This window comes from Faucicola sp. SE7633 (assembly GCF_059264685.1).
Genome location: NZ_JCADBW010000023.1, coordinates 20,950 through 32,575 on the forward strand (window position 1 = coordinate 20,950; position 11,626 = coordinate 32,575).

9 protein-coding genes, 1 pseudogene and 1 CRISPR repeat array are annotated in these 11,626 nt (G+C 50.9%); of the genes and pseudogenes, 3 read left to right on the plus strand and 7 right to left on the minus strand.

The window, feature by feature from the left end:
• Window positions 1–29 precede the first annotated feature (29 nt).
• Both topA and AC5L4R_RS08590 read left to right on the plus strand, forming a co-directional pair.
• On the plus strand, window positions 30–2,729 hold the full coding sequence (gene topA / locus AC5L4R_RS08585) for a type I DNA topoisomerase (protein WP_494473532.1): 2,700 nt from the start codon (window positions 30–32) through the stop codon (window positions 2,727–2,729).
• A 49-nt stretch (window positions 2,730–2,778) separates the two neighbouring features.
• Window positions 2,779–3,786: a DNA cytosine methyltransferase gene (locus tag AC5L4R_RS08590; protein ID WP_494473533.1), complete on the plus strand. Its 1,008-nt coding sequence runs from the start codon at window positions 2,779–2,781 to the stop codon at window positions 3,784–3,786.
• 9 nt (window positions 3,787–3,795) lie between these two features.
• On the opposite strand, the gene rsmI is transcribed toward AC5L4R_RS08590, so the two are convergent.
• The 7 genes from rsmI to AC5L4R_RS08625 form a co-directional block, all read right to left on the minus strand.
• Window positions 3,796–4,662, minus strand: coding sequence for a 16S rRNA (cytidine(1402)-2'-O)-methyltransferase (rsmI, locus tag AC5L4R_RS08595; RefSeq protein WP_494473534.1), 867 nt, complete (start codon window positions 4,660–4,662; stop codon window positions 3,796–3,798).
• An 89-nt stretch (window positions 4,663–4,751) separates the two neighbouring features.
• A CRISPR array of direct repeats spans window positions 4,752–5,619; the repeat unit is 28 nt; unit sequence TTTCTAAACCATCTATGCGATGGCAAAC.
• Between the two features lie 70 nt (window positions 5,620–5,689).
• Window positions 5,690–6,634: a type I-F CRISPR-associated endonuclease Cas1f gene (gene cas1f, locus AC5L4R_RS08600; RefSeq protein ID WP_494473541.1), complete on the minus strand. Its 945-nt coding sequence runs from the start codon at window positions 6,632–6,634 to the stop codon at window positions 5,690–5,692.
• A gap of 222 nt (window positions 6,635–6,856) precedes the next feature.
• Window positions 6,857–7,480 (minus strand): type I-F CRISPR-associated endoribonuclease Cas6/Csy4, encoded by a 624-nt coding sequence (cas6f, locus tag AC5L4R_RS08605; protein ID WP_494473535.1) that lies wholly within the window; start codon window positions 7,478–7,480, stop codon window positions 6,857–6,859.
• Complete coding sequence (gene csy3 / locus AC5L4R_RS08610) at window positions 7,481–8,542, minus strand: type I-F CRISPR-associated protein Csy3 (protein ID WP_494473536.1); 1,062 nt, start codon at window positions 8,540–8,542, stop codon at window positions 7,481–7,483.
• 97 nt (window positions 8,543–8,639) lie between these two features.
• Window positions 8,640–9,647 carry a type I-F CRISPR-associated protein Csy2 gene (gene csy2, locus AC5L4R_RS08615; protein ID WP_494473537.1) on the minus strand — a complete coding sequence of 336 codons (1,008 nt, stop codon included), beginning with the start codon at window positions 9,645–9,647 and terminating at the stop codon, window positions 8,640–8,642.
• Window positions 9,644–10,900 carry a hypothetical protein gene (locus tag AC5L4R_RS08620; RefSeq protein ID WP_494473538.1) on the minus strand — a complete coding sequence of 419 codons (1,257 nt, stop codon included), beginning with the start codon at window positions 10,898–10,900 and terminating at the stop codon, window positions 9,644–9,646. The genes csy2 and AC5L4R_RS08620 overlap by 4 nt, the downstream gene beginning before the upstream one ends.
• 121 nt (window positions 10,901–11,021) lie before the next feature.
• Window positions 11,022–11,327 (minus strand): phage antirepressor KilAC domain-containing protein, encoded by a 306-nt coding sequence (locus AC5L4R_RS08625; protein WP_494473539.1) that lies wholly within the window; start codon window positions 11,325–11,327, stop codon window positions 11,022–11,024.
• 187 nt (window positions 11,328–11,514) lie between these two features.
• Between AC5L4R_RS08625 and AC5L4R_RS08630 the strand changes: the two are divergent.
• A pseudogene (locus AC5L4R_RS08630) lies at window positions 11,515–11,626 on the plus strand (IS5/IS1182 family transposase); the annotation flags it as partial.

The following is an 11,626-nucleotide window of genomic DNA, read 5'->3' on the forward strand; positions in this document are numbered from 1 at the left end:
AACAAATTTTGACAGCATTGAAACAGCCTATGCGTAAACCCAGCCCAACCAGCCGCAGCAAGACTGCCAAAACCCCAACCGCCAGCCCTGCCGATGATGGACAACCAAACAGCAGCAAGGGCAAGGCGTTGGTGATTGTTGAGTCACCTGCCAAAGCCAAAACCATCAACAAATACTTGGGCAACGATTACATCGTGCGCTCAAGCGTCGGGCATGTCCGCGATTTGCCCGTGTCGGGCAGTGGTGAAAAAGCCAAAGCCACCAAAACCGCGGACGATGGCATCAAGCTTACCCGTGAGCAAAAGGCGCAACAAGCCTTGGTGCGGCGTATGGGTATCGACCCTGAACACGGCTGGGCGGCGCATTATGAGGTGTTGCCCAACAAAACCAAAGTCATCAAAGAGCTAAAAAGCCTTGCCAAAGAAGCCGATGCGATTTATTTAGCGACCGACTTGGATCGCGAAGGTGAGGCGATTGCGTGGCATTTAAAAGAAGTCATCGGCGGTGATGACAGCAAATATAGCCGTGTGGTGTTCAATGAAATCACCCAATCTGCCATTCAGCAAGCGTTCAGCCAGCCGACCAAACTCAACTATGACCGCGTCAATGCCCAACAGGCACGGCGGTTTTTGGACCGTGTGGTTGGCTACATGGTGTCGCCGCTGTTGTGGCAAAAAGTCGCCCGTGGCTTGTCGGCAGGGCGTGTGCAGTCGGTGGCAACGCGCTTGGTGGTTGAGCGTGAGCGCGAGATTCGTGCGTTTACCCCTGTTGAATACTGGCAAATCCACGTCGATGCCCACAGTGAGCGTTTGCAAACCGCCAAACAGCCGCCGTTTGCTTTGCGCCTTGAGGCGACCAAGCAGGCCGGTGAGGCGCTGGCATTGGGCAACCAAGCACAGACCGAGGCGGTGGTTGAGCGATTGCACAAGGCGCAATTTGTGGTGGCTGACCGTGAGCAAAAACCGACCCAATCCAAGCCATCTGCACCGTTTATCACCTCAACCTTGCAGCAAGCGGCCAGCACGCGCTTAGGTTTTCCTGTCAAAAAAACCATGCTGCTTGCCCAGCGTCTGTATGAGGCAGGGCACATCACCTACATGCGTACCGACAGCACGTTTTTGTCGGCCGATGCGCTCAACAGCGTGCGCGGCTACATTGACAAGCAATTTGGCAAACATTACCTGCCCGAACGCGCCAACGTGTATGGCAACCGCCAAAACGCCCAAGAGGCGCACGAGGCGATTCGCCCATCGGATGTCACCGTGACGGCGACCATGCTCAAAGGCATGGAGCGCGACGCACAGCGACTGTATGAGCTGATTTGGCGGCAATTTGTTGCCTGCCAAATGCTGCCTGCCAAATATTTGGCACTGACCTTGACCATACATGCCGATGACATCGAGCTTAAAGCGCGTGGGCGTGTGATGACGTTTGATGGCTACACCAAGGTGCAACCGCCTGCCAACAATGAGGACACGCTACTGCCCGACGTGCAAGTCGGTGAGGTGCTGGCGGTGGATGCGATTGTGCCAAGCCAGCACTTTACCAAACCGCCTGCACGCTACACCGAGGCAAGTTTGGTCAAAGAGTTGGAAAAACGCGGCATCGGGCGACCCTCAACTTACGCGTCGATTATTTCAACCATCCAAGACCGTGGCTATGTGCGCCTTGAAAACAAACGCCTATTTGCCGAAAAAATGGGCGACATCGTCACCGACCGCTTGACGGCAAGTTTTCCTGATTTGATGGACTATGCCTTTACCGCAGGACTTGAGGACAAGCTTGACGACGTGGCGGACGGGCAACAAAACTGGAAACAGGTGCTGGACAACTTTTATGGCGATTTTAAGCATAAACTTGACCACGCCAAACAAGCCGATGGCATGAAGCCCAACGACCCAACCGACGTGCCTGACATTCATTGTGACCTATGCGACCGCCCGATGCAAATTCGCACAGGCTCAACGGGGGTGTTTTTGGGCTGTACGGGCTACAATTTGCCGCCCAAAGAACGCTGCAAAGGTACCAAAAACTTGATGCCTGTTGAGGCATTTGCCAACCAAACCGCCAGCGATGACGACGACAACCAAGACGAGATTTTGGCACTGCTGGAGAAAAAACGCTGCCCAAAATGCAACACCGCGATGGATGGTTATTTGGTTGATGGGGGCTTAAAACTACACGTTTGTGGCAACAACCCCGATTGCGATGGCTATTTGCTTGAAAAAGGCGTGTTTGAAACCGCAGGCAACAACGATGTGCCAACCATCGAATGCGACAAATGCGGCGGCGAGATGCAGCTTAAAACAGGGCGATTTGGCGCGTACTTTGCTTGCCAACAATGTGACAACACGCGTAAAGTGCTCAAAAATGGGGAAGCCGCCCCACCACGCATGACCCCGATTGATATGCCGCATTTAAAATCGCAAAAGCACGATGACCATTATATTTTGCGCGAAGGTGCAGCAGGGCTGTTTTTGGCGGCCAGCAAATTTCCCAAAGTGCGTGAAACCCGTCCGCCCAAAATCACCGAATTGCGCACGGTTGCTGACCAATTAGAGCCAAAATTTCAGTACCTGCTGACCGCGCCCGACACCGACGATGACGGCAATCCAACGATTTTGCGCTGGAGTCGCAAAGACGCGCAGCAGTATGTCGGCTCAGAAAAAGATGGCAAGGCAACCAAGTTTGCATTGGTCTATCAAGGCGGTAAGTGGGTGCAGGCATGACGGTTAATGTGCTTGATGCGATTGTCTAGCCATGATTAGATATAAAACCATGATAGATAACCCATCAATCAGACAACCGACGTTGGTTAGCCTATTTGCAGGTGCAGGCGGCATGGATTTGGGCTTTCGGCAAGCAGGCTTTGACGTATTGCTGGCGAATGAATACGACAAAACCATCTGGCCGACTTACGAGTATAACCATGCCAACCCCTTGCTTAAAGGCGATATCCGACAATTCACCGCCGCTGATTTTCCCGATTGTGATGGTATGATTGGCGGGCCACCGTGTCAAAGTTGGAGCGAAGCAGGCGCGTTACGCGGCATTGATGATGCCCGCGGACAGTTATTTTTTGACTATGTGCGCATTTTACGCGCCAAACAGCCCAAGTTTTTTGTCGCTGAAAACGTCTCGGGGATGTTGGCAAAACGTCACCAACCTGCTGTGCAAAACATTGTCGCCCAGTTTGAGGCAGCAGGCTATGAGGTGCATATTGCCTTGCTTGACGCGCATGATTATGGCGTGGCACAAAACCGCAAGCGCGTGTTTTATGTTGGGTTTCGGCAGGATTTGGCGACAAATTTTACCTTTCCGTCACCGCTTGCTGACGAGGATAAAACCACCTTGGCAGACGCGATAGGTGATTTGGCTGATAGCGCGTTGCCTGCAAAGACGAATAACAAAACCAATGGCACGGCATGCGTGGTTGCCAATCATGAATACTTCACGGGCGGTTATTCACCGATCTACATGAGCCGTAACCGTGTGCGTGCGTGGGATGAGCCATCGTTTACCATTCAAGCCAGTGGGCGACAAGCACCGCAGCACCCCAACGCGCCCAAAATGCGCCGTATCGGGGTCAATCAGTTTGAATTTGTTGGCGATACTGGCCGTTATCGGCGGTTGTCGGTGCGTGAATGCGCGCGTATCCAAGGGTTTCCCGATGATTTTACCTTTATTTACCAATCGCTGAATGATGGTTACAAGATGATTGGCAATGCCGTGCCTGTGCGTTTGGCACGGGTGCTTGCTGAGCAGATTTATCCATTGGTGGTTTGAATTTAATGTTTAAGCATTTTTTAAATCTTGCAAAAATAACGCGCGTTGATACAGCGCGTTTTTTTTCGCCCCTGTCAAATCTGCCGCCAGTTGTGCTGCCTTTTTGACGGACAAATCCGCCAATAAACGCGTGAGTAGCTCGTCGTGTGCGTCCTCGGCATTGTCATGGTCAGCAAGATTTGCCCCTGCCACCACCACCACCATTTCACCGCGGGTTTGGTTGCTGTCAGCGGCGATAAACTCGACCAAACCTGCCAAATCTGTTTGATAAATCGTTTCAAAGGTTTTGCTAATCTCACGGCATAGCGTCACTGTGCGCGTGCTGCCCAATATGGCTGCCATATCTGCCACGCATTCGGCAATACGGTGCGGTGCTTCATAAAAAATCAACGTCGCGGATAGGGTGCGTAAGTCTTGTAACGCTTGTTGGCGCGCGCCCGATTTGGCAGGCAAAAAACCATAAAAATAAAACTTATCCGACGGCAAACCTGCCACTGACAACGCCGCAATCGCCGCACACGCGCCAACCACAGGTGACACCCGAATGCCTGCTTGGTGACAGGCTTTGACCAACCGATAACCAGGGTCGCTAATCAGTGGCGTACCTGCATCAGAAATCAGCGCGATACGCGCCCCGTCTTGTAGGCGATTGAGTAGGCGTTCGGTTTGGCTGTCGGCGTTGTGGTCATGGTAGGCAAGCGTTGGCGTGGCAATACCAAAATGGCGCAGCAGGGTGCTGGAGGTGCGCGTGTCTTCACAGGCGATGGCATCAACGGTTTTGAGGCATTCGACGGCATGTGGGGTCATGTCTGCCAAGTTGCCAATCGGTGTGGCGACGACGTAGAGCGTGCCTGTTTGGGGGGATTGGGTGTGCATTTGTGTGCTTGAGGTGGTGTTCGGGTGATAAAAGGTACATCTTAACATATCCCGTTAGCAGTGGGGAATTTGCCAAGACGGACTTTTTAATTTTAAACCATCTATGGGATGGCAAACTTCAAAAATCCGCTACACCCACCGATGCGTTGATTCTGAACCATCTATGCGATGGCAAACATTTTCATTAAATACAGGACTCATAATCCTTTTTTCTAAACCATCTATGCGATGGCAAACAGGAATTTATTCGCAATAGCGCAAGTTTTGGCTTTCTAAACCATCTATGCGATGGCAAACCAAGCCACGGCAAGGGCGGCAAGGGCGGCAAGTTTCTAAACCATCTATGCGATGGCAAACCCTCTCTTGTGTGCTCACTAACGCCCCATATATTTCTAAACCATCTATGCGATGGCAAACGCTGATACACTGCGGTTTGCAACAGGCGGTGTTTTCTAAACCATCTATGCGATGGCAAACTCGATAAGTACCTTAATGGTGAATACTATAAATTTCTAAACCATCTATGCGATGGCAAACTTAATTGTTGGTTTAGTAATCGACCTGGAGAGTTTCTAAACCATCTATGCGATGGCAAACGCGTGCGGCTCAATGAAGCACAAACGCTAAAATTTCTAAACCATCTATGCGATGGCAAACAGTTTTATATCGCGCCGCCTGATGGTGCGGCTTTTCTAAACCATCTATGCGATGGCAAACCAAGCAAAAAGTGCTTGACAAATTCAAGGAATTTTCTAAACCATCTATGCGATGGCAAACGACAGAACGCTGCTGCGCCTTATAATCGTCACTTTCTAAACCATCTATGCGATGGCAAACCCAACGAGTTTACCGAGGCAGCCTTATCTGTATTTCTAAACCATCTATGCGATGGCAAACGCGGAAGCCTTTGCTAAAATGGTTGAGCAAACTTTCTAAACCATCTATGCGATGGCAAACTAGAAAGTTTTTTGCATAACTTTCTAATTATCAATGATATACGATTTTATACAATAAAAACACTTCTTTTTTAAGTGCTTGGTTTAACTATTTGATATGACTTGATTTTTTGGCATGTCTCAACAATGAAGCCAAACATATAGTCTAACACATCTTGGTCTTGGCACACCTCAATTAACTGCATACGAAATTCTTTTTGGTCATGCCCCAGTTTTGCCGAAATAAACGCCTGCGGCATAACCAGCGCATCCTTGACCAAATCAGCAATATCAAACACCAGCCCACCGCGGCGCGTTTTACCATGCAGCATGGGCAAAGCAAAGCTAATCCCCAACCCATGCAGCGCGACCGCCGCATAGCCATACGCAATATAATTGCCATGGTCAAGATAACTGTTGGCGATATCGGCCACATCTTCGTGACTGTTTTTGCCCTCCTCACGGGTAAAAACAAAATCAAACCCCGTCGCCAAAGTTTTGTACAACGCCTTTGCCCAGCGTCCTTCGGCCGTCAAAAGCTGTTCTTGGCTTGTGCCTGCCTCAATATCTTGGGCAAAGCGGCTAAGCGTCGCCTCATCCAGCCGAATACCACGGCTGGTTAGTAACGCATGGCGTTGCCAGTATTTTTTGACCATCTCGATACGCTCGGTGAGCAGGATTTTTGCCATCAAAAGCCGTGTGCTATCATCAAGCCATGCCTGCATCCACGTCTGCATGTATTCGGTTGGGCGATACTCACTTTGTGGGGCAAGAAAAGTCAAATCCAACGCGCTAAACAAAGGCGATCCACCCGAACCACAAAACCCAACCATCACATTGGACTCTGCCAGCCGTCGGGCAGCGGCATCGGTAATCGAACTGCCTTTACCCAATAGCAAAAACGCGGTGTTTTTTTCAGGAATGTTATAAAAATGCTCGGTTGGCTGTAAGCTTTCGGTCAGATAAACAATGCGGTCATCTTTTAGCACCACGCGCACACGCTCAAGATAAAACACACAGGCGCGTTTAGACAGCATCAGCGGACGGCTGCGCTGCTGGCGCAAATGTCCGTTGTTGGGATGATTTGCGTGGGTTTTAGGGTGACTTGGTGTGGATTTGGACTTGGGTTTTGTGGATTTGGTTTTGGCGGGGCACATCATCGTCTCCAACAAAAAAAACGCAGCTGCCCTCAACCAAACGCTTAGCGCCGAAAGCCTAAGCCAAGGTCTAAAGTTTAGTAGAGCAGCTGCACCTAGCACCTAAAATACAGGCAAAGCAAACGGCTGGCTGGCGCGGGCAAGCCCATAGCCATCGGGTTGCCCGTGGCCTGCATCGGGCATTGGCATAATGTCAATGGTCAGCGTAAAGCGTTGCCCCGTGCTTTTGCTTTGCACCTGCAAAAACGGCATTGCCTTGGCAGCACGCATACGCCGTTCACGCAGCGGTGCGTTGTCATGGCTTAGCTGCTGGCGCTCTGCCTTGGCCGTAGGAATACGATAACGCCGATAGCTGTGCCAGCCTGTGACATTGTCGGTTGGCACGGCAAGCGGCGTACCAACCACGCTGTAATCACGGATTTTCCAGTGTTGGCCGATGACATCAATCAGCCGTTGCAACGCCTCAGCAGACGTTGAAAATACCCGAAAAATATCAAAATCAAACCGTGGCGGCTTGCCATAGGTGCGTTCAAACGCCTGCTGTTTGCCAACCAAGCGCGGCGATGCCACCAGCGCGATGGCATACGGCGATGGATCGACCTGTGCCAACGCCCGAAACGCGCCATGCAGCACACCATAGATTTGGTTGCGGATGGTTGCCAGCGACAAATCCACCGTATCTGCTGACGGAACGACCCGCACATCAACATAATAATCAAACGCCATTTAATCACCCTCTGAATACACACCACCGCGAATCAAACAGGCGATTAAAAACATGCCCTTGTCGCTGTTTGGATCTAAATCGTCAATTTCTTTTAAAATATCAAACGCTGAAGCCTTGTCTTTGCCCACCCGAAAGAAAAACTGCTGCTCAAGGCTTGCCCCGTTGGGCTCAACGGCAATCGGCTTGAACTGATACGCAGCGGCATCGGGGTACCATGTATCAATGGTGCGGATGGCATTGCCGATTTTTTGGTCGCGTAATGCCGCTTGCCCCAACAACTGGTTGTTATCTGCGCTGCGTTGCGGGCGCACGGGGTTGAGCTGATACAACGACCGCGAAAACCCTTTGGGCTTATCCTCAAGGTAGTTTTGTGACGGAAACACCTCAACACCACCCATGCCAAAATCTACCACCGCCTCAATATGCAGCCCTGCATCGGTTGCCTCACCTGTTGCCCCACGCAGCAAAATATCGGCCAACGCCTGTTCATCGGCACTGACATGGTCAAAACTTGATAGATCAAAGTCCAAGGCATTAAAATCGTAGGTCTGTTCGCGGTTTTGGCTGGCAGACACGTTGATGACGATATGCTCTGCCGCCAAACGGTTGCGCCACAACCAACGCCCATTCACCACGTTACGCACATAACGTTGCACCACCGTGACCAGCCCGTCACTGGTTTTGGCACGAGCCACAAAGCCTTGAAACGCCTTGCGAAACGCCTGCTCATCGGCTTTATCCGCGCCTGCCTTGCTGGCACTGGCAAACAACACCGCCGACAAATCAATCAGCCGAAAATCCCACGTCACCAACAATTTGGCATTGGGCAATAGCTTAGCAGATTCGGTTTGTTGAATGTTACTGACCTCACGCGCGCTGGACGCACCCGATGCCGCGCCTTTGCTTTTGTTGCCTGCCACGTTTTGCGTACCGCGAATGCCATGGTACATAACTTGAAGCGGCTCACGCTTGCCGTCAATCAAATGAAAAAACGCCCCGTCACTGATAACAGTACCGCGTTGTAGGGCAAGGCTGGCTGGTAGTTTTTTAAAAGTTGCCATGATGATCTCCTGTGATCGGTATAAGAATGGCTGGGGTAAAACAAAGTTAAAAGATTAACAAATGTAGGGTAGCTAAAAACGCAAATCTTTAGCCATATCAATGCGTTGGATTATCCAAATCGCCTTGATGTAACAAAAACACCGCACCGCCGTCAAAATCCTGCCAGCCATATCGCCAAAACAGCCCGTTGGGCTTGGCAGCCAACTGGCGCAGCGGCTCGGCAATCGGATTGGCTAAAGTGGCTTCATCGCCATCGTTGGCGGTGCTAGCATCGGCATGGTTGTTGTCATCGGCTTGCGGCTTGGTAAGCGCAAATAACTGCTGAATCGACACATACTGCACCAGCCCAAGTAGTGGCTCGGCATACGCATGGGCCGTTGGCAACATATCGCCGTTTATATCGTACGCTTGGCGCACCCCAGTACGCGCCTCGGTGGGCGGCTCAAGCAGCGCGTAGCCGACATTGGTCGCTGACAAAAAACCAAGCGCGTGCTGCTTGCCAAACGCATGTGCCAGCCCCGTTGGGGTCAGTGCCAACAGACGGGTAAACGCTTGCAAACGGTCAAGCCGATGCGTGCGTTGGTAGGCGGTCAAAACATCCTGACGGTCAATGACCACAAAGCCATGTTTGATGGTTTGGTGTAAAATCTGGTGTAAATTTTCCGCAGATACCAGTTGCACCTCACCCATGCCGATGATTTGCCCACCTGCAAAGCGAGCATTTGCCAAACAGGCTCGCAGCTTTGCCAACCGCGGCACGCGCCTTGCCTCAAGCCGCACCAGCAAGCTTAGGCGCAAATGGCAACTTGCCGTTGGCTGCAATGACAACGCGTGTGGATTTTTGGAGGAATAATCAGATTTATTGATAAACACCGACCCACGCCGCTGGGCAGGGGTAAAACGTCCATACGCAAAGCTGCCCAAGTCCTGCCTGTCGTGGTGAATATAAATCACCCCCGTGTCTTGCACGCCTAGGCGACGGCAAATAGCATGGGCGAACAAATTTGCCGCCATGATGGGCGCACCACCCAGTAGCAGCCCACTGGTGTGTAGATTTGCCGCTTGCACCTCAATGTGCGGCAATATCGCATAATATGCCATCATGCCAACTCCTTGAATGCATACAATAAACCACGAATCCGCCGCGCCAAAAACGGCACAGTGCTGTCATCAAGCACCAAGGTGACGGGCGCAAGCTGTCCTGCCATACGGTATTTTTGCCGCACGATATGCGCCGCCAAGTCATCGGCAAACACCAGCAGCCAACCATCGTCACGCAGGTTTGGGTCAATCAGCCCTTGCACCGCCAAGCGCACACGAGGGTGTAGCAGCGGCGTACGTGCCACGATGGGTTTACTCACCGTCTCGCCTGTGTCGTTGTCGATGGTATTTGGCTGATATGCGCTAATATTGGGCAGGCGGTCTTGCGCTTGCACAAGTACTTGGCGTGCGCGCTCACCTTGCGCCAACACACCGCGCACGATATCGCCCAAAAACTTGACCTCTGCCTCACGGCTTGCCAAATCGCTGCTGGCTGCCTCAATTTGCTTACCTGCCCAGTCCTGCCCGTTGGCATCGGCTCGGGTTGCCATCAAGCCTTGGTTTAGCATTGCCGCCCATGCCAACAGCGCAGGTTGGTACTTGCTATCGATAGACGGCTGATTTGGGATGTAATAATCCAAGCCCTTGTAATACAGGCTAAAGGCATGACGGATAGACGCATCGCTACTGGGCGCAGTCAGATACAAAGGGCGTTGCATCGCGCGCACCAAACTGCCGACGTTTTGCGGATTTGCCCCACCAATACCAAATACCGCCGTGGTAAGATTGTGCAAATCATCGTCGGTTTTATACGCATCCTTGATGGCATCAACCGCCAAATTAAACCAATGATTGACCCCTGCTGCCGTCATCGGACTAACCGAGACGTAGCCGTCTGCCTTTGGCAGCAACAACTGGCGCATACGAATATTGACATGCTGCAAACCTGCTTGATACGGCTGGCTAAACAACGCCGCGATATCAGGCTGCAACGCAGCAATGATTTGTTGGGTTTGGGCATCGGTTGCGTCGCGGTTTTGCGCGTCATCTTGCACGCTATCAGCAAGCATGGCGGCTTTGAGCGTCTTAAACAGCGTCGCGGTTTTGCCTGTGTTGGCTTGATAATCGGTTGGGATGGTCATGTCATCGGCAAGCAAGGTGCGCGCGCTGATATACGGCAAATCCAACGCTTGGGCACGGGCAAGGCGAATGCCACCTTTGTCAATGTTGGAATTGATGGTTTTGGTGCTGACATGCACCGATTCGGCCAGAGCTTGCCGATACAGTTCGGTGGGTAGGGGCGCGTTTGGTGGCATAAAAAATCCTTGTTGTGGCTAATGATTTATTTTTAGCATGAATTCACATAAATAACTAGCAAGCAAATATAGACAAACGACAGCGAATGTCGTTTATCTTACTATAAGCTGAAATTTTGCATTAAGCCAGTATTTGAGCGAAATGAGAAACGCCTCGTGCAGTAATGCGAACCTGCATACCGAACGACACATCGCCTGAATTGTGTTCAATACGAATTAAGCGATGCGTCATGAGGTTGGTATCAACGTGGGCTTGATAAGCTTCCCATGGTTGGGATTGGCGTTTAAAAATGTAGTGGTTGTCAGCTAACCATTGGATAAATTTTTTTGGTTGAAGCTGAAGCATTTTGGCAACTGTGCTTAGACAGTAACTTGAAGACGTGCCAGCAAATTTTTCTGGCACATAAGGCAGGTTTTGTTGTATCATAACGATACTCCTTTTTGGCGTTCAGGTTAAAAGGGATAAGAAGCAAGTTGGAAGTTTGGCGACAGACAACTTGCTTTTTTTTCGTCCCAAAGAAAGTGATTAAGAAACCTTTGCACGAACAAATGCACAAAAGTTTGTAAAAGTGATATAATACAGTAAAATCAACCAGATAGCAAAAGACACGAATATGGCATGGAAACAAACAGGGCAACTCTCCCTAGCAGACAGTCTCATTAACGCTCACAAAGCCATCGAAGAACTCGATGAACTACATAACCTAATCAACTGGCAAAGTATCG

What these genes read in the sequence shown, in the direction of transcription:
- topA (WP_494473532.1), top strand. Translation starts at nt 30, where the DNA reads ATGCGTAAACCCAGCCCAACCAGCCGCAGCAAGACTGCCAAAACCCCA.
- rsmI (WP_494473534.1), bottom strand. Translation starts at nt 4,662, where the DNA reads ATGCACACCCAATCCCCCCAAACAGGCACGCTCTACGTCGTCGCCACA.
- AC5L4R_RS08625 (WP_494473539.1), bottom strand. Translation starts at nt 11,327, where the DNA reads ATGATACAACAAAACCTGCCTTATGTGCCAGAAAAATTTGCTGGCACG.
- AC5L4R_RS08620 (WP_494473538.1), bottom strand. Translation starts at nt 10,900, where the DNA reads ATGCCACCAAACGCGCCCCTACCCACCGAACTGTATCGGCAAGCTCTG.
- csy2 (WP_494473537.1), bottom strand. Translation starts at nt 9,647, where the DNA reads ATGATGGCATATTATGCGATATTGCCGCACATTGAGGTGCAAGCGGCA.
- csy3 (WP_494473536.1), bottom strand. Translation starts at nt 8,542, where the DNA reads ATGGCAACTTTTAAAAAACTACCAGCCAGCCTTGCCCTACAACGCGGT.
- cas6f (WP_494473535.1), bottom strand. Translation starts at nt 7,480, where the DNA reads ATGGCGTTTGATTATTATGTTGATGTGCGGGTCGTTCCGTCAGCAGAT.
- cas1f (WP_494473541.1), bottom strand. Translation starts at nt 6,634, where the DNA reads ATGCTGTCTAAACGCGCCTGTGTGTTTTATCTTGAGCGTGTGCGCGTG.
- AC5L4R_RS08590 (WP_494473533.1), top strand. Translation starts at nt 2,779, where the DNA reads ATGATAGATAACCCATCAATCAGACAACCGACGTTGGTTAGCCTATTT.